Here is a 19,248-nt window from a genome sequence, read left to right as displayed (position 1 = left end):
CCCCATATTCGAGCAAGCTGCCAACTTCATTTAACTATCATTATCCTTAAATAATAGGAACTTCCGGTACTAGAAAGTGTCCATCGATTTAATTCTTCTCTACAGTCATCAATTTCCATGTATGCTAAACAAAAATATGGACCAGAAATCTGGTCCATATCATATCTTGGTATTTAGGTACATTTGTCATCTATTAGTTTACACGTAAAATGATTTTACCTAAGTTCTTATTTGCTTCCATATGTTTATGAGCATTTTGTATATCTTCAAATTGGAATACTTGGTCAACAATAGCTTTTATTTTGTTTTGAATGAATAACGGCATTGCGTTTTGAACAAATTCTTTTGTTAATTCTTTTTTATACTCATCGCTTCTAGGAGTTAATAGCGTAGCTTTTAATTGAACTCTCTTTTGAAGAAGTTCCATTAAATTCACTTTGTTAACTTCAGACCCACCTAAAATACCTATCATGATCCAACGCCCATCGGTTTTTAAACTCTTTAGATTTCTCTCCCAATAGGATGCCCCAATAAAATCTAGAATCAAATCTACACCTTGGTTATTTGTAGCTATTAATGCTTCTTCTTCAAATGATTGTTCTTTATAATTGATGCAAACATCTGCTCCTAATGAACGGCAAAAATCTAATTTATCTTGTGAACCAGCTGTGGTAATGACTTTTGCTTGAGTCATTTGTTTTGCTAATTGTATTGCTGCAGTACCTACACCACTTCCTCCTGCATGGATCAATACAGTATCTTGATCAGTCAATTCACCTAACCAAAACAGAGTTTGATAAGCTGTTAAGAATACCTCTGGAATGGCTGCAGCTTCTTCAAAAGAAAGATTTTCTGGAATCTTCATTGCTCTATCGGCTGGCATTACAACATATTCAGCATATCCACCACCGTTAACCAACCCCATTACTCGGGTTCCAACTTCGATATTTGTCCCAGAAGCTACTTCAACAACCTCTCCGGATACTTCAATTCCTAGAATAGGTGTGGCCAGGTAATTAGACTGACCTTCCCTAGCAATAATATCTGATCTATTTATCGCAGATGCCTTTACTTTTACTAATAGATCTCCTATTTGTAGCTTTGGTAAAGGAAAATCCTGAAATTGTAATTGTTCTGGACCTCCGGGTTGATTTACTACGACTGCTCTCATTTTTATGTCTCCTTAATTTGGTTTGAATCTTCCTGGAAATTTGCTCTAAGATATTTTTAAATTACTTGCAAATTATTTGAAGTTTAAATCTTAGAACCATCTATATTTGCAGGGCCTCCATAAACCTTCAATCGCACTATAGAGTAGTTACAATCTTTCACAACAGAAGATAAATTTTTCTATTAATATTGTTTCTCTTCGTAATTTTGCTTAACTGTTTCAAGTAAATCATCTAAAGGTACATTTATAATCTTAATGGAATCTATTAATTCATTTACTAATTCCATAATTAATTCATATCTAATACCATTTATAAAATTTATATCCGTAGTAATTTTACTAGGGGAATTCTTTTCCGTTGTGATCAATCCCTGCTGCTCCAATTCTTTGTACGCTTTCTGTACCGTTTTAGGATTAATATTAAATTGGGCAGCTAGTACTCGCCTAGATGGTATTTCTTGTCCGGCTTCTAATAGATTATTCGCAATTTGTTGCTTAAAATACATTACAACTTGCAAATAAACGGATTCTCGATTATTAAAAAGATACTCCATATATAATGCTATATACTTTCCTGCTTTAATGCATCAATAATATTTTCTTTCTTTATCTTTGCACTAGAGAATAGCATTGTAGAACTTACAATGATAAACACAGTAGTAAAGCAATAGAAGATATACATCCATGGGAGTGTAAAATTATAACTAAAGGTATTCATCATAGCAAGATGAATCAAATACATGATAACAATGCTAATAGGAAGACCAATAAGCAAGGACTTGATCCCATAAAAGATGCTTTCGTAATGAATCATTTTATTAAAGCCTTTTGGTGTCATACCCACAGACTTCAGCATGGCAAATTCCCGTTTTCGTAGTGAGACAGATGTAGAGATTGTATTAAAAATATTGGCAACGGAAATCAGGGTAATGAGTGTAATAAATCCATACGTAAAAATCGTCAACAGCATGAGCAGCTGTTCTTGCTGTTGTTTGGTTTGAAATCGATTATTAACCTGCATTTTACTGGATTTCATATTCTCAATATCCTGCTGCGTTTTCATTGGGTCCTTGCTTTTTAAGTAATAATATAAGTTGACTTCACCATTGGGATTAAGCGAAATAAGTTTATTCATTACAGGTTCAGAGACAATTAAATTTAATCCTCCTAGTCCTACCGACGATACACCTATTGGAAACTGATCAGTCAAATTCGCAATGGTCACATTGGTTAATGCAGTTTCTTTGCCTGAATCAGAATCTGTATAGACTAGATTTAATCTTTGACCTGGCTTTTTATAAATAGTCTTCATTTCAGTAATCTTATGTGATTTTGGATTCTTACTGATGCACCTGTCAATCACAATACCATTTATTTTCTCAACGTTCAGGATTTTGCGGTGTATCCTCCACTTTTTCCCTCAATCGCTTAATATACACTGTTAAAGTATTATCATTGACAAAGTCCCCAGCTACATCCCACATCTGCTTTAAAAGCTGATTTCTAGATAGAACCTGTCCGATGTGATTAGCAAAAATAAGAAATAGACGGTACTCCATGGCTGTTAATAGAATTTCTTCTCCGTTTTTATACACTTTTCCCTCAAGAGTATTAATCAAAATGTTTTTGATTTCTATATTTACTTTTAATGCCTGCTTTTGATAGCGTCTTAGAACAGTCTAAATCCTGGAAATGAGTTCACGTATACGCAAGGGCTTTGTAATATAATCATCTGCCCCCATATCAAGTCCCATTACCACATTCACCTCATCGTCAATCGCTGTTAAAAAAATGACAGGGATATCTTTTTGAGCTTTAACTAGCCAGCACAAATCATAACCACTTCCATCAGGTAGTGATAAATCAAATAAACATAAATCAATTTGGGCCATTTGTTCTTGCAGAATCTTTTTTGCAGATGATGCATCATAGCAAAGAATGGTCGAAAATTGATCGTTCTGAAGCGAGTACTCGAGTCCTGCGGCGATTATTTTATCATCTTCTACTATCAAAATTTTCATCTATGGATCTCACCAACCTTGTTTTCTTTATAACCAGTTTTAATTACTCTTTTTGCTCCACTTAACCAATCAATTTAAAAATCATAGGATTCTATGATTTAACGAATAGTTGAAAAGAGACTGTCAAATTGACAGTCTTTAAAGAATTGATAAAATACTTTATTAGATGGTTCCTCGGGAATTTTTTATACTCTTCCTGTTTTTAGTTTCATCTCGTTATTTTAAAAGACTAATACTACTCTTCACCCATATAACATATACAACTTATAATCGGCGATCGATACATGGTTAGTTACATTAAATTATTTTTTAATAGTATAATTTAATATTTAATTGAATTAAGAGTAGTATTTTCAGTAAAAATTTGAACAGCTGAGCTTGTACCGATTCTGGTTGCCCCTGCTTCAACCATTGCTTTTATATCCTCTATACTGCGAACACCACCAGACGCTTTTACTCCAACCGATTCTCCAACGGTTTCTCTCATTAAGGCAACATCTTTAAGGGTTGCTCCATGTAAAGAAAAGCCAGTCGATGTTTTTACATAGTCAGCCCCTGCTTTTACAGATAATTCACATGCTAATTGTATTTCTTTATCTGTTAAAAGACATGCTTCTATAATAACTTTGACTAAAGCTTTTCCACTTGCAACTTCCACCACTGCATTAATGTCTTTTTCGACTAGATCATAATTTTCACTTTTTAATGCACCTATATTTATGACCATATCTACTTCTGTAGCCCCATTTTCAATAGCATTTTTAGTTTCAAATACTTTGGTTTCGATTGTATTAGCACCTAGTGGAAATCCGATAACAGTACATACGTTAACATCAGATTGTCTCACGAGTTTTGAGGCTAATTTTACCCAAGCTGGATTTACAACTACCGAAGCGAATCCGAATTCCATCGCTTCATTACATAACTTTATAATGGCTACATCATCAGTCTCTGGCGATAATAATGTGCGATCAATAATATTTGTATATTTCATGTATTACTCCACCTTATCAATTAATTTGTGTTTAACTCTGTGCTGATTCTAATTGAATCTGACAAATTTTGAAACTTTATATCGACTTCATTTTTTTAGTATGTTAGAAAGTGAAAGATAATTGTGAATCAATTCACTCGATAATAGATCTTATACCGTTATGAATTCGTGGATTGTTTTCCACCTATTCATTATAAAAAATCTGTAAAAATTTAAACCATCCATTGTGGTACTTTTTACCCCATCCACTTAAAAAATGAATAAAAAAGGAATCATGATTAGTACATGATTCCTAGTTCACATAGATTTTAGTGCTTTAGAAAATCTTTTTATCCCTTCATCTATTGACTCTTCGTCTTCTCTTGCAAAGGTAAAACGAACAAAACCTTTTTTAGACCCCATTGTTGAACCCGGTGCAAAGATTACCCCTCTTTTAATTGATTCTTCTAGTAATTGTACTTCATTAACTTCTTTTTTTAATTTGCACCAAATATGGATTCCTCCTTGAGGCTGAGTAAATTCTACCTGATCCATTAAATAAAATTGAAGACTTTTGACAATTTGATTTCTTCTTTTTTCTAGTTGCTTCACTAAATTTTTAATATGCAAATGAAAATCTTTAGCTTCTAAAAAGTCATTTGCAATCCACTGTGTAAATCCAGAGTGACCAAAATCTATTTGTTGTTTAGCATCAGATAATCTCTCAATTACAGGCTTTGGACCAATAATCCAACCAATTCTTAAACCAGAAGCTACAATCTTTGACAATGAACTTATATATAATACATTTCCATTTTCATCTAGTGATTTTAATGTAGAGATCGTTTCTCCTTTAAAAGACGTTAAACTATACGGATCATCTTCAATGACAGGAATTCCAAGTTCTGAAGATATATCTAATATGGTCTTACGACGTTCAAGACTAAGATTGGTACCGGTTGGATTTTGATAGGTTGGATTTAAGAATATCATTCTGATTCGATGTTTTTTATGTAATTCGATTATGTCGGCTGGATTAACTCCATTATCATCAACCGGTAATAAATAGGTCTTAACCCCCGCTGATTTAAAAATCGGTAGATTGTATGCATAGGAAGGGTCTTCAATAGCTACTGAATCTCCAGGGTTTAGCAAACATTGAACAACTAAATATAAAGCTTGTTGAGCACCAGATGTGATTAAAATTGAAGAAGATTCCGTTTCAATTTTTCTATATTGTTTAACATGCTTTGCGATCGTTTCTCTTAATATTTTATAACCTTGAGGATGATCATATCCAAGACTTCCAATAAATGATCTAGTTGAAGTAATTTCTCTTAATGATTTTATTGGAAAAAGATCTTCTGACAATTCTCCACTTGCTAAATTAATTAGCTTATCTTCTGCTGTCTTTTGACGAATTCTTTGAGTTACAGGCAAGTTTGGTTGAAAAGAGCCAGCCTCAACATATCTGTTCCAACTTGGTATTCGCTTCTTAGTAATCCCCCAAATATCTTTACTAATTGTTGTTCCGCTTCCTCTATTTCTTTCAATAAGCCCATTTGATTCCAACTCATCATAAGCAGCAACTACTGTGCTTCGATTAATGTTAAATTCTTTTGCTAAATGCCTTTCGGAAGGAAGGTGTTTATCAAGTGGAAAAGTACCGTTAACGATTCCTTCTTCTATGTATTCCGCAAGTTGTTTATAGATAGCTTTTTTCGCTTCACGATCAGGTTTCCATTCCATTGACAATATTCCTCGCAATTTACAAAAATTTATCTTTAATTCTTATTTTTTAAACACCTATGTTATCTATTTTAACGAATTAATAATAATAAAATAATTTAACTATTATAGATTAATTCTCTACTTTCCTACTCATCCAATTATCCTATAGTTTCCCCATCCACTTCACAAAAAAACAAAATTTCTTTAAAAATTAGTTAATTAGACATTCTGAGGAAAACCAGAATTATCAACTGATGATCCTGATTTATGAAATCAAAAATCACTTCAAATACTATTAAATTCACTTTTTTTTTATTGTGAACATTTATTGACAGAAATTGTAATTTCGTTGACTTTCAATATTTATGGCTCTATATTTTAACCAATTGTGAATCAAATTAACTCAATAATGACGTTATGAAAATAAAAATTGAAAAGGATTTTGTTCATGAAGAATAAATGGACCTTACAAACTATTTTTATTTCTATTCTCATTTTGTTATCTGGTTGCGAGCCAGTAAAGGTGTTAGATCCTAAAGGACCTCAAGCTCAAACTCAAGCTAAAGATATTATGTTATCCATTTGGATTATGTCATTTATTGTCTTGGTCGTTTTCCTTATTTTAGGTTATATGCTTTTTAAATATCGTTCCTCTAAACAGAGTAGTGATTATGAACCTCCTAAAATTAAAGGTAGTGTATTGGTTGAATTAATTTGTGTCGGGATTCCAGTATTGATCATTATTTTTCTTTCAATCGTTTCGGTACAAAGCAACAATAAGGTAGAGTCTGCCCCAACTGGATACGCAAATAAAAAACCTTTAATAATTTACGCTACATCATCTGATTGGAAATGGCATTTCAGCTATCCTGAAGAAAATATTGAGACCGTAAACTATTTATATATTCCTACAAATAGACCACTAGAATTTAAATTATATTCAGATGGGCCAATCACAAGTTTTTGGATTCCACAATTGGGGGGACAAAAATACGCGATGTCAGACATGGTCAATACTTTATACTTAGCTGCTGATGTTCCAGGTGAATATATGGGACGTAATGCAAATTTCAGTGGTAAAGGATTTGCTGAAAATACGTTTAATGTCGAAGCGGTGCCTGAAAACAAATTTAATGAATGGGTCAAAGATGTTAAAAAAACAGCTTCACCTCTAACGAAAGAAAAGTTCACACTGTTGTTAAAACCAGGTCACCTTAGTGAATTAACGTTTACTGGAACTCATTTGGAGTACTTACCTCCAAATGAAGGAGGTCATAAACATCACTCTAGTGAAAATGAAATGGACTCTGAAATGGATATGCATTCAAAACACTCTAGTCATTAATCTTTCGGTCATTTTCAAATTTAAATGTAGTTAAAGGAGTTCATATATTATGGAATTTTTCAATCGATTTGCGATTCCACATCCAAATCCTGCTATTTATGCATCGATGATCGCTATTGGGGTAACTGTAATTGCTATTGTAGCTGGTTTAACCTATTTCAAAAAATGGGGTTATTTATGGAGAGAATGGTTAACAACTGTTGATCATAAACGAATTGGGATAATGTATCTACTATCTGCTTTGCTAATGCTTTTCCGTGGTGGTGTCGATGCCATTTTGATGCGGGCTCAGACGGCCGTTCCCGAAAATACGCTATTAGATGCACAGCATTATAACGAAATATTTACGACTCATGGCCTTGTCATGATTATTTTTATGGCAATGCCATTTATCTATGCTCTTATGAACTTTGTTGTACCGCTTCAAATTGGTGCACGTGATGTAGCATTCCCACGTTTAAATGCACTAAGCTTTTGGTTGTTTTTTATGGGGGCGATGTTATTAAATATCTCATTTGTAATTGGTGGCTCTCCAGATGCAGGATGGACATCATATTTCCCACTAGCTGGTAATGAACTAAGTAAATCCGTTGGTACAAACTACTATATGATTGCACTGCAAATTGCTGGACTTGGTACTTTACTTTCTGGAATTAATTTTGTCACAACGATTTTAAAAATGAGAGCACCGGGTATTACACTCTTTAAAATGCCGATTTTTACTTGGTCTGCTCTAACTACAAATGTGATTGTAATATTTGCATTTCCTGTTTTAACAGTGGCACTTTTGATGGGTACTATGGACAGACTATTCGGTACAAATTTCTTTACAACGACAAATGGTGGGATGGACATGCTTTGGGCAAATCTTTTTTGGATTTGGGGACACCCAGAAGTATACATCCTAGTTTTACCTGCTTTTGGTGTCTATAGTGAGATCATCTCCACATTTGCACGTCGAAACTTATACGGATACAAGTCAATGGTCTATTCCATGTTAATTATCTCGTTTCTATCATTCTTAGTTTGGACTCATCACTTCTTTACAATGGGTCAAGGTGCATTAACGAATAGTATATTCTCTATTACAACAATGGCAATTGCCATTCCAACTGGAATTAAAATCTTTAATTGGCTGTTTACACTTTGGAGAGGTAAAATCGTTTTTACCGTTCCTATGTTATATTCTGTAGGCTTCATTCCGATCTTTACGATTGGTGGGGTTACTGGTGTGATGCTAGGAATGTCTGCTGCTGATTATCAATACCATAATACGATGTTTTTAGTAGCCCATTTCCATTACACTATCATTCCTGGTGTCGTTTTTGCTATGATTGCTGGACTTACTTACTGGTGGCCTAAAATGTTTTGTTTTTTGTTAAATGAACGAATTGGAAAATGGGCATTCTGGTTTATCGCAATTAGCTTTAACGTAACATTTTTCCCAATGTTCTTTACAGGATTAAATGGGCAAGCTCGTCGTATGTATACTTATTCAGAGTCAACAGGATTTGGTCCATTGAATTTATTATCTTTTATCGGAGCAATCGGATTGGCGAGCGGTTTTATCTTACTAGTGTATAACATTTATTATAGTGTTCGTTATGCATCTAGAAATATTAACTCAGACCCATGGGATGCTCGTACTTTAGAATGGGCTACTCATAGTCCTGTTCCTTCTTATAATTTCGCCATTACGCCTGAAGTACATTCAATTGAAGCATTTTGGGATGCGAAGAAATTAGGAATTCCGATCTTTAAAGGGCAATATGACAAAATTCATATGCCAAATAATAGTGGCGCACCTTTTATCATGGGCTGCATTCTATTTGTTTTTGGATTCTCATTCGTCTTTTCAATGTGGATTCCTGTAATTGTCTCTGCAATAGCAATATTTGTTTGTATGGGTCTTCGTTCCTTTGAAATTGATAAGGGCCACTATATTCCAGTAGAAACAATTAAAGAAAACGAAAATGAATATAGAGGTGCATAAACTATGAAATTAATAAAATCACTCCCTTTAGAATATAGTACAGAGCAAAATCAAATAAATATATTAGGTTTTTGGATCTTTTTAGGTGCAGAAATCATGCTTTTCGGAACTCTTTTTGCCTCTTATTTTACATTAGTCAATCGTACTGGACATGGTCCTACAGGGGCAGAAATTTTTGAAATTACACCTGTATTAATTGAAACGTTTGTTTTATTAACGAGTAGCTTTGTTATAGGATTAGCAATTCATGCGATGCGTATTGGTCGAAAAAAAGCAGTAATCTCATTTCTTGCAATCACACTGATTCTTGGTTTAGTATTTGTAAGTTTTGAGATATCAGAATTCGCACATTATATGCATATGGGTGCAGGATTACAAACAAGCGCATTTACAGCGATTCTATTAACAACTTTAGGTACACATGGAGCCCATGTAATACTTGGATTTTTTTGGGGATTATTTATCATGTTACAAATTCGAAAAAGAGGAATCACTCCAGAAATTGCTAATAAAACATTTATCTTTTCACTCTATTGGCATTTCTTAGATGTTGTATGGATCTTCATTTTTAGCTTTGTTTATCTGAAAGGATTGATGTAACATGAAAGAATTATTTCCGCTTAAGCAAGTTAAAGGTTTTGCTTTTTCAATGATTCTTACTGGCATTGCACTTGTAGTTTACTTCTTTAACTTGTCATTTGCAGTTGGGATGACAATATTGCTTGTAACAGCATTTTTACAAGCGAGTCTTCAATTAGTAGTGTTTATGCATGCAGGTGAAACAAGAGAAAAAGGAGCTATTTATACAAATATCTTTTACGCATTATCAATCGCACTAGTTACCGTATTCGGTACCTTACTCTGTATGGTTTGGGGATATGCCTAATACGATATAAATGATTAATTATCTGGAGCATTAAAATAAACTTGGAGGTAATTTTATGTCAATGACAGCTGTATATGTTATAGGTGGAATCATAATCTTTGTTGTATTCGGTGCTTTTGTTTTAACAGTAAATAAAGGTTATGGGGTAAAACACAAAGTTGATAAAATTGATGATATAAATATTAATAACATTAATAAAGATAAAAATAATAAATAATTAAAGCTAATAAATGCCAGCTTTTGTTTAATGTTTTTTATTCAACAGTTTGTTCATAACAAGAATATAATAGATACTTTTAATAAAGGAAAAGGTTTGATCTAACTAAGATTATTTCAAACCTTTTTTTATATGTTTAATAGGTAAGATTAGTTGTATTATCACTTGAATACTTGCATCTTTTTGTTATAAATCCCCTCTAAATCTTTAAAAAAAATCCAATTTCCCCTCTTCTTCAGTTTAAACTGCTTACATCAATTATTTCATTTTTCACTAATTATGCTAATAACTATTTTTATAATTATAAAAACGTAAATTATCCATACTAACTTTAATAGAAACTTTTAGAGGTGTTTATTTTGATTCGATTAATATATCAAGTCATCTTAATCGGTTTATGCTCCATACTTTTTGGATTTGCCTATAACACTTTTCTTATCCCTCATAAATTGGCATCCGGTGGAGTTACCGGAATTGCATTTATGATTCATCATTTTTTACATGTAAATACTGGTTGGATTGTTTTCATTATTAATATTCCTTTATTCCTATTGGGTATTAAAAATCTTGGAAAAAGATTTATCCTATTTACTATCTATTCAGTTGCTGTTTTATCTTTAAGTTTAAAAATAATACCTATCCATGCAATAAGCAATGATATCTTACTCTCTTCTATTATAGGAGGCGCTCTTTATGGAACTTCTGTCGGTATGATCATCAAGCATGGTGGTTCAACAGGTGGGACGGATATAGTTAGTCTGATTCTTTCTCAAAAAAAGAATATGCAGGTAGGATTTTTGAGTGCATGTATGAATTTATTTGTAGTTTGTGCTTCTGGTTTTATATTTGGATGGACTATCACTTTATATACCATGATCACTATCTATGTAGCTGGTCGTGCAGTCGATATGGTATATACAACCCAAAACAAATTAACCTTAAGAATTGTTACTGAGAAGGGAGACGAATTAATAGACGCCCTTATCCATTTACATCTAAGAGGAATTACAGTACATAATGCTGAAGGTGCCTACTCACATAAACCAAAAAAAGTCCTTACAACTGTCATTACTAGATTCGAATTGAATGAAACAAAACATGCCATCAGAATGATTGATCCGAATGCTTTTGTAAACATCTCACAAACCCTTGAAGTGCTTGGACGGTTCAGGAAAACATAAGTGATTGTTTCTCAAAATGATTGTAGTAAATTGGGAGCGGCAAGGAATTGAATATTATTGAATCCGATTTCAAACTAATAACAAGAATTCATTGTTCGTATTAAATATGACTTTATAAGTAAATGGGTAGTATTTGTAATGAGACTTGAAAACAAAGTAGCAATTGTAACAGGTGGAGCTAGTGGAATTGGAGAAGCAACAGTTCGTCTCTTTGTTGAGGAAGGCGCTAAAGTGATCATAGCTGACTTTTCAGAGCGAGGTAATGACTTATCAATCGAATTAAATTCCAAAGGATATGATACGTTATTTGTTAAAACTGATGTATCAAAAGAAGAAGATATTAAAAAGTTGATAAATGAAGCCGTGAATCAATTCGGGAAACTGGATATTATGTATGCTAATGCGGGAATTGCCAATGATGCACCCGCACTTGAACTGTCATTTGAAAACTGGAAACGAATCATTGATATTAACTTATCAGGAGTATTTCTATCTGATAAATATGCTATTGAACAGTTTATTAAACAAGGCACAGTTGGTGTCATTGTTAATGCAGGTTCGATCCATAGCTTTGTGACATTGCCAAGCGTTACAGCTTATTCCTCTTCAAAAGGTGTTGTAAAACTACTAACTCAAAACTTATGTACAGCTTATGCAAAAGAAGGTATTCGTATAAATGCGGTCTGTCCTGGGTATATTGACACACCTCTACTAAAAAGTATTGATCCGCAAAAAAAAGAATATTTAGCTTCTCTTCACCCGCAAGGCAGACTTGGAAAACCAGAAGAAATAGCAAAGGCTGTCTTATTTTTAGCAAGTGATGATGCTAGTTTTATAAATGGTACAACCCTTCTTGTTGATGAGGGCTATACAGCACAGTAATTTTATGGATTAATACTTCCTACTAATATATTTATAATATATTTGAGAATTAACAACAAAAACAATATTGAATTAGTACTACCGGTTGATCAAGCTCCCTTTTCTACTGTAATATCTTGGTTGACTACCTTTTTAGTTAAGAAACGTGATAATCCAAATGTTGTAAAACTTGCAAATACAACACTTACTGTACTAAACCAAACAATTGAAGATAATGATATTTGCCCCACAATTATTCCACCTAAACCTGCACCAACGGCAAAACCTAATTGCATCATCGATTGATTAAGTCCTAACATCACATCTGATGATTCAGGTGAGATCGTTGCTAAATTATATTGCTGAGTTGCACCTAATGACCAGCCTGAAAATGACCATACTACCAAAATGATAAATACTACAATAATTGAATGTGAAACGAATGATAGAGCTACTAGTGATGTTATGTTTACAAGTAATCCTCTTTTTAAGGTGAATATTACACCTCTTTTATCGGCACTTAAACCACCTATTTTTGAACCAAATAAGCTTGCAACTCCAAGAACCAGTAAAGTAATGCTTAAAAGATGATCACTCATTCCTACTGTTTTTACAAGGTATGGTGATAAATAAGTAAAAATAATCCCGTATCCTGTCATTATGAAAAATGTGATTGATAATGCTAAAGCATTTTTGGGTTTTTTGAACAATGCAATTTGTTTCGTTAAAGGTATTGAAACACCACCATTCATTTTTGGTATTGTATTTAAAACAATTAAAATAACAAGTAAAACTAATAATGCGATACCGATAAATACAAATTTCCATCCATAAGTTGATGAAATAAAACGTCCGATCGGAACACCAATAATTAATGACGCTGTAAATCCCATGACAACTGATGCAATTGAACTTGCCTTCTTATTTGCGGGTGCAATTTTTGCCGCAATACTTAAAACTGTAACGACTGCTACACCTGTACTTAATGCCATAATAATACGAGCGATCATAAATAACCAATACCCTGGAACAATGACTGAAAGTAATTTCCCTAAGATAAAAACAAATAAAGTATAGATTAGTAATTTTCGTCTTTCCATTTTGGCTGTTAATACCATTAGGATCGGTGTACCAATTGCATAGGCTAATGTATAAACAGTTATTAATTGACCGGCTGCACAAATTGACACACCTAGAGCATATGCCATTTTATCCAAAATACCTAAAATAATGTATTGAGAAGTTCCTACTAAAAAACTGATCAATGCTAAAATATAAATCTTTGCTGTATTCGACATTCAATATTTCCCCCTAAATATTATTAATTTTAATATTTGCATAGATACCGAAATAAGATTCTGTATTTCTATAAATACTGAAATTTTAATTAAACAACTTTATCTTTAAAGTAAAGTGAAAGATATTGTTTTTCTACCCTTGCTTTTTCAGATGGCTACTTCTTAAAGACTCGGACTGACGGTCAGGTATAACATATAATAGAAGCGTGAATAACGAGATAATGCATACTACAATTAAAATGCCATATACATTTTCATAGTTACTGACCAGCGGATTCTTTTTTTGAAACGCGAGTAACATACCGGAAACCGCAACTGAAAAAGCACCTCCAAAAAACTGCATCAACTGCATGAGTCCCATGCCAGAACCGATCAACTTAGTAGGCAAAATGCGCGTCGTTTCGTAGTTTAACGATGCTAACGTAATAGAAAGCGCTGGCGAGAAAAATAAGTATCCAAACAAGATGACAGTCGGTGATTGACTGAGGTCCGTCCAAAAGACAATCAAAACAAGTGCTAAAATGACATGACCGACAAGTAAAAACCGAACGCTTCCGAACTTGTCGATCCAGCGTCCGACGAACAGCATGAGTAAAGCTGATAAAACGGCTCCTGGTGCGATTGTAAGTCCGATAGCCAACGGAGTTTTTCCAAATAAGTTAGCAAGTGCTAGAGGCATTAAAAACAAATTACCAAGATTCAGAACAAGAATGCTAAAACCAACAAAAAGTAGTTTTCGGTAAGTTGACTTTGTAAAAAGTTCCGGATTGATGAATGATTCTTTCTTGCGTTTGAGATGCCAAGTATGGACTTCGATGGATATCAATCCGATTAGCAACCAAGTAGTTGAGCGCTGCGTAACGGCGGTCAGAAGAGCCACCGCATTAACGACTGTCAGGCTAACACCAGTCAAGTCAAACTGGAAAGGCTTTGGCTCCTCTTTAGGGATTTGGCGTAACAAAATCGGGAGAAGAAGAATTACAATACAAGAAACAGTAAATAACTCGTTCCATCCGATGTACTCGCTTATCAACCCACCGACAATTGGTCCAAGTCCAAATGCCATTGCAGATCCAGCCGAAATCATTGAAATTGCTCTGCCTCGCTTTTCAAAAGGAATATACCTGCTAACTATAACAAGTCCAAGTCCTGGCATTACGCCGGCTCCAGCGGACTGAACAATCCGAACAATAAGCAAAGTTTGAAAATTCGTTGCGAAGATGCCGAAGATGGATGAAAGTCCCATTATTATGAGACCTACTGACAGCATCTTTCGAATGGTCAATACATCTGATAGCCTGCTGTAAATCAGTGTTGATAATGCATATCCTATTGAGTAACTTGAAACAATCCAAGATCCAAGAGACGTCGAAACCCCGATATCTTTAATTATGCTTGGAACAGTGACGTTAAACATTGTTGTGTTCATAACGACGATGAACAATCCAAACGTCCATAACGGCATTACGATTTTGTCTTTCATGGTGTTAACTCCTATCCAAAGCTTTACTCCAATCATTGTTAGATTGGTGGTCTAAGCCCAGTAATTTTACAGTATTAGTCTGATTTCATATCTACTTCATTACAACCTACCACTAAACGTCCCTTAGCAGTTCAAAAGAAATTTGATTCAAACAATCTTTTTGCTTTTTACTCTCTTATACGAAGTCTTACCAATACTTATTTATTGTTTAAATAATTGTGGGTATATCGCTTTTACACCACCAGATAAATTTTGCAGTACCATGTGGCTTAAATCATCTGCTAAAATTTCATATTTATCAGCTTCTATACCGTCTATGGCTATCTTTGCAATATTAGTAGGATTAGCCTTTGGTGCCTTTATGTTCGCTGTCATGTCTGTATCCATATACGCTACATGCAACCCAGAAACATGTATATTTTTAGGAGCTAAGACCAAGCGGAACGTATTCGTCATACTCCATTCTGCAGATTTCGCTGCTTGATAAGCTCCTCCTCCGTCCAAGCTCAACCAAGATAGAACGGATAGAATATTAAGAATTGTTCCTCCTCCATTCTTCTCCATTTTCGGAGCAAATGCTCTTATCATCGAAAGAGTGCCGAAAAAATGAGTGTCCATCTCTAATCGAATTTTATCCATTGAACCATCTAGTAATGTACCCTCAGTATTCGATCCAGCATTATTGATTAGTAATGTAACATCATTAGCAATCTCAGCTGCTGCAGCGATTGATTTTTCATCAGTAATATCAATCTGTATTGGAATGACTCCGGGAAGATTAATTAATTCTGGATTTCTAGCCGCTGCATAAACCTTTGCTCCTCTAACTAGTAGTTCCTGTGCAAGATGACGACCTAGGCCTCTATTTGCTCCTGTAATTAATGCAATTTGTTTCGAAATTTCCATTTTCGTGATCTCCTCATTTTCTATTTTTGTCTAGATAATTAGTAAATAATAATTTCCTTTATTTATTCAAGAACGAACATTCTCAAATGAACAAAAAAAATTTATAGTTTGTTGGATTCTAACTACTCTACAAAAAAAGCGATAAACTATATTTTTCTAAACGTTATAATTTATTTTCTTCTCATGTGTTCTTCTCATGTATATTAATATAACATATTGAGAACGAACGATAAATAATCATTTTTTACCATTCGTTCTAAAATCATTACAAACTGAATAATGAAAAGGTATTAACTGGGATTAGTTAACTCTTTTTATACACTTTAATTAGAGAATTAATCTAATATAGATAGTGTAGTGTCATATCAATTATATTTTTCAACTTATTTTTATCGTTAGTTGTTTTTGTTAATACTCTTAATCCCACAAAAGAATTATGAATAAACTGAGATAATTTTTCTAAATCATGATGTTTAGCTATTTCACCCGAATTTTGTCCAAGAACTAGTAAATCAAAAATAATTTCTTCAGTTTTAGAAAAGTTTTGTTCAACAATTTCAGCTACAACTTGATCATGTAAACACAACTCAACCGCACTATTCACTGTTAAACAACCTACTGATTTTTTATCATCTTTTGTAATTACTATTTCTAATATACTTCTAATAGCATCTTTTACAGATAATGATTTCTTAGCTTTTAAATTCATATTTTTCATTACATTGTTATTATAAAGTTCTAATGCTTTGATAAACAATGAATGTTTATCACCAAATGTATCATATAAACTTCTTCTATGAATCCCCATATGAGAAACTAGATCTTGCAATGAGGTTTTTTCGTAACCTTGATGCCTAAATAGCTCCATTGCTTTTTGTAAAACTTCTTTTTCGTCATATTCTTTATGTCTGGCCACGTTCGTACCTCCTTTTGAAAGATTATAGCATATTTATAAATAATCTTTGTATATTCAATAAAACAATACTGAAATTTTATAACTAATTACTCATTGTTTTTTAATAAAATGCTTACTATTTTATCTTAATATAAGCATCTATACAGAGGTTCATTACGTTTCATTTTGAGGTTATTAAAAATAATGGACAATTCCATGATTATTATAAAGTTGAGATTTTAATGGGTCAATGGGACGAACAAGACTCACCGAATAATAAGGTACTATAAGTGCAATTACTGATTTATCTTTTTGAAAGCAAACCAACTTAGTACATTTAGCACTTATTCTTATTTGAATAAAAAAATTGAAAAAAGAACTTTATTTAAAAAGTTCTTCTCTAATTTATCATCAATTTGTAAAAATTTCATCGAATCCAGAATTCATTTAATAATATTTCTTCTGTTTGTGGCATTGTTATCCCTATATGCCAGCACCCTAATCCAGCTAAATTAAAATTTTTTACTAGCTGAAATTTTGCAAGTAAACTTCGAGGATCTTCAAACCATACTTCATGTTGTGTTCCTTTATTATCTATATAACGAAATGCTGGTGCCGATGCATCTTGATCATAGTAGACTTGGCTTTTATATTTCTTATATATATTAATCGCGTTTTGTGTGGAAATAGCACTCCCTGTTCGGATGTCACCTGTTATTGGCCAATCGTATGCATATTGAGGAATTCCAAGTAATATTTTTGATTTTGGTACAACACTTGTAGCATATTGTAGAGATTTTCTCACATTTTGTATGGGAGCTATAGGACCGGATGGACTGCTCGACCAATGCCAGTTATAAGCCATTATAAACATCTTATCAACATATTTTCCAAATGTTTTGTAATCATAAGCATAATAATAACTTGGAATATTATCTGCTTCTTTTGGGGGCATCGCAATTAGAAGTTCCATTTTAGAACGATGCAGCTTAACTGATAGTTCTTTAATAAATTGATTAAGGTATACTCGGTCATTAGGTTTAACCATTTCTAAATCCAAATTGATTCCTTTAAGATCATTTCGATCTAATAATGTATAGATATTTGAAATTAGTTTTTTTCGTAAAGTTTTATTACTTATAAGATTATGTAATAAGTTTGGATCAAAACCTTTTTCACTAATATTAGTAAAGGTCGCATAAGGTGTTATACCTTTTTTCCATGCTTGTTTAATCGCGCCATTTTCTTTTACTTTAATCAAATTTCCTTGTTTAGTTGAATGATATTCAAAAATAAAAATACTTGTTAAAGTTTTTTTATAATGGTCAAGCATCCAATTATCCGTTTTTTTATTTTTAAGTATAAAATAAGTTCCTGTCCATATTTTCTTTTTTGAAGTTGACGGAATAAACAATTTTTGTCCAGGACTTATATTATCATTTGTTAACTTATTTTTGGATTTCAATAACTGAACACTAATCGAATGTCTGTAAGAAATATCCCATAACGATTCATTTCCTTTAACATAATATGTTGACCCTGGAATGATCATTGCTTGGCCGATAACCAGTTTATCATTTTTTTCAAGTCCATTTAATTGAGCAAAGTTTTTTACATTTAGTTTGTATTGTGAGGAAACTTTATTTAAACTATCTCCGGGTTTAACTTCATATATTACGAATGCAAAAGTTGTAATGGATGGAAGTAAAAATAAGAGTAAAAAAGTAAATAGTATGATTAAAAATCTTTTACGCATGTATACCACCTTATGACTTATAGAGTTTAGAATAAATTTAAATTTCCATTTTTATCATTAGCTTATTTTCAAAATTTTACTTAATGTATTGGATAAATTTTAAAAGAAGCTATCTTTAATAATTAAATATCTAAATTAGAATCCATTGAAGTAACCAAATCTTTCATTCGTTTTATGGTATTAATCAGGTTGCAATGAAAATCCTAGAACAAATGGTAAAAAGTAGTTATTTACCGTTCATTCTCAAAATGTTATATAATATATATGAGGAGAAATTAAATTATAACCTATAGAAAAATAGAGACTATCGCTAGCTTTTTTGTAGAGGAGTTAGGGAAGATCTCTTATATTAGAACGAAAATTCTCAAAAAAAATATTAAATAACTAAGATTATTAGAAGTTCCTTTATTTTGAACATTGTTGAATTGCATTCCATTTGGCTTATGTTCCTAATAAACACAATCGCCGAAAATTAGTGGATGGGCTAAAAAGTTCCAAAATGGATGTTTTAAATTTTCACAGCATTTTTAT

17 protein-coding genes and 1 pseudogene are annotated in these 19,248 nt (G+C 32.8%); 7 read left to right on the top strand and 11 right to left on the bottom strand.

Annotated elements, in window-relative coordinates:
* Positions 1-193 precede the first annotated feature (193 nt).
* From BED47_RS07115 to BED47_RS07090, 6 genes and pseudogenes are all read right to left on the bottom strand, one after another.
* Positions 194-1,171, bottom strand: coding sequence for an NAD(P)H-quinone oxidoreductase (locus BED47_RS07115; RefSeq protein ID WP_069033073.1), 978 nt, complete (start codon positions 1,169-1,171; stop codon positions 194-196).
* 182 nt (positions 1,172-1,353) lie between these two features.
* On the bottom strand, positions 1,354-1,725 hold the full coding sequence (locus BED47_RS07110) for a GntR family transcriptional regulator (protein ID WP_025568487.1): 372 nt from the start codon (positions 1,723-1,725) through the stop codon (positions 1,354-1,356).
* Positions 1,726-1,733: 8 nt separating this feature from the next.
* Positions 1,734-2,483 carry an ABC transporter permease gene (locus tag BED47_RS07105; protein WP_025568486.1) on the bottom strand — a complete coding sequence of 250 codons (750 nt, stop codon included), beginning with the start codon at positions 2,481-2,483 and terminating at the stop codon, positions 1,734-1,736.
* A gap of 67 nt (positions 2,484-2,550) precedes the next feature.
* Positions 2,551-3,192, bottom strand: a pseudogene (locus tag BED47_RS07100) (response regulator transcription factor).
* Between the two features lie 322 nt (positions 3,193-3,514).
* Entirely contained in the window at positions 3,515-4,186 is a 672-nt protein-coding gene (deoC, locus tag BED47_RS07095; protein WP_069033072.1) for a deoxyribose-phosphate aldolase, read from the bottom strand.
* Positions 4,187-4,483: 297 nt separating this feature from the next.
* Entirely contained in the window at positions 4,484-5,914 is a 1,431-nt protein-coding gene (locus BED47_RS07090; protein ID WP_069033071.1) for a PLP-dependent aminotransferase family protein, read from the bottom strand.
* Positions 5,915-6,344: 430 nt separating this feature from the next.
* Between BED47_RS07090 and qoxA the strand changes: the two genes are divergently transcribed.
* The 7 genes from qoxA to BED47_RS07060 all read left to right on the top strand — a co-directional run bounded on the left by qoxA (position 6,345) and on the right by BED47_RS07060 (position 12,400).
* Positions 6,345-7,241, top strand: a complete 897-nt coding sequence (gene qoxA / locus BED47_RS07085; protein WP_069033070.1) for a cytochrome aa3 quinol oxidase subunit II — start codon at positions 6,345-6,347, stop codon at positions 7,239-7,241.
* A 49-nt stretch (positions 7,242-7,290) separates the two neighbouring features.
* Positions 7,291-9,234 carry a cytochrome aa3 quinol oxidase subunit I gene (gene qoxB, locus BED47_RS07080; protein ID WP_069033069.1) on the top strand — a complete coding sequence of 648 codons (1,944 nt, stop codon included), beginning with the start codon at positions 7,291-7,293 and terminating at the stop codon, positions 9,232-9,234.
* Between the two features lie 3 nt (positions 9,235-9,237).
* Positions 9,238-9,834 carry a cytochrome aa3 quinol oxidase subunit III gene (qoxC, locus tag BED47_RS07075; RefSeq protein WP_069033068.1) on the top strand — a complete coding sequence of 199 codons (597 nt, stop codon included), beginning with the start codon at positions 9,238-9,240 and terminating at the stop codon, positions 9,832-9,834.
* Between the two features lies 1 nt (position 9,835).
* Positions 9,836-10,120, top strand: a complete 285-nt coding sequence (gene qoxD, locus BED47_RS07070; protein WP_025568480.1) for a cytochrome aa3 quinol oxidase subunit IV — start codon at positions 9,836-9,838, stop codon at positions 10,118-10,120.
* Positions 10,121-10,175: 55 nt separating this feature from the next.
* Complete coding sequence (gene ytzI, locus BED47_RS23410; protein WP_094030738.1) at positions 10,176-10,337, top strand: YtzI protein; 162 nt, start codon at positions 10,176-10,178, stop codon at positions 10,335-10,337.
* Between the two features lie 359 nt (positions 10,338-10,696).
* Complete coding sequence (locus BED47_RS07065) at positions 10,697-11,518, top strand: YitT family protein (protein ID WP_175403465.1); 822 nt, start codon at positions 10,697-10,699, stop codon at positions 11,516-11,518.
* Between the two features lie 138 nt (positions 11,519-11,656).
* Positions 11,657-12,400 carry an SDR family NAD(P)-dependent oxidoreductase gene (locus BED47_RS07060; protein ID WP_069033067.1) on the top strand — a complete coding sequence of 248 codons (744 nt, stop codon included), beginning with the start codon at positions 11,657-11,659 and terminating at the stop codon, positions 12,398-12,400.
* 89 nt (positions 12,401-12,489) lie between these two features.
* Here BED47_RS07060 and BED47_RS07055 read toward each other — a convergent pair whose 3' ends face one another.
* The 5 genes from BED47_RS07055 to BED47_RS07035 form a co-directional block, all read right to left on the bottom strand.
* The gene (locus tag BED47_RS07055) at positions 12,490-13,677 is read right to left on the bottom strand and encodes an MFS transporter (protein ID WP_069033066.1); all 1,188 of its coding nucleotides are present in this window, start codon (positions 13,675-13,677) and stop codon (positions 12,490-12,492) included.
* 133 nt (positions 13,678-13,810) lie between these two features.
* Positions 13,811-15,160, bottom strand: coding sequence for an MFS transporter (locus BED47_RS07050; RefSeq protein WP_084006811.1), 1,350 nt, complete (start codon positions 15,158-15,160; stop codon positions 13,811-13,813).
* A gap of 201 nt (positions 15,161-15,361) precedes the next feature.
* Positions 15,362-16,066, bottom strand: coding sequence for an SDR family oxidoreductase (locus BED47_RS07045; protein WP_025568475.1), 705 nt, complete (start codon positions 16,064-16,066; stop codon positions 15,362-15,364).
* A gap of 340 nt (positions 16,067-16,406) precedes the next feature.
* The gene (locus tag BED47_RS07040) at positions 16,407-16,982 is read right to left on the bottom strand and encodes a TetR/AcrR family transcriptional regulator (RefSeq protein ID WP_069033064.1); all 576 of its coding nucleotides are present in this window, start codon (positions 16,980-16,982) and stop codon (positions 16,407-16,409) included.
* Positions 16,983-17,388: 406 nt separating this feature from the next.
* Entirely contained in the window at positions 17,389-18,717 is a 1,329-nt protein-coding gene (locus tag BED47_RS07035) for a glycosyl hydrolase family 18 protein (RefSeq protein WP_069033063.1), read from the bottom strand.
* Between the last annotated feature and the right edge of the window lie 531 nt (positions 18,718-19,248).

Source organism: Gottfriedia luciferensis (genome assembly GCF_001712755.1).
In the GTDB taxonomy this organism is placed as follows: Bacteria; Bacillota; Bacilli; order Bacillales; family Bacillaceae_G; genus Gottfriedia; species Gottfriedia luciferensis_B.
The sequence above is the reverse complement of the archived record's forward strand: the minus strand, read 5'-3'. Positions and strand labels throughout refer to the sequence as shown.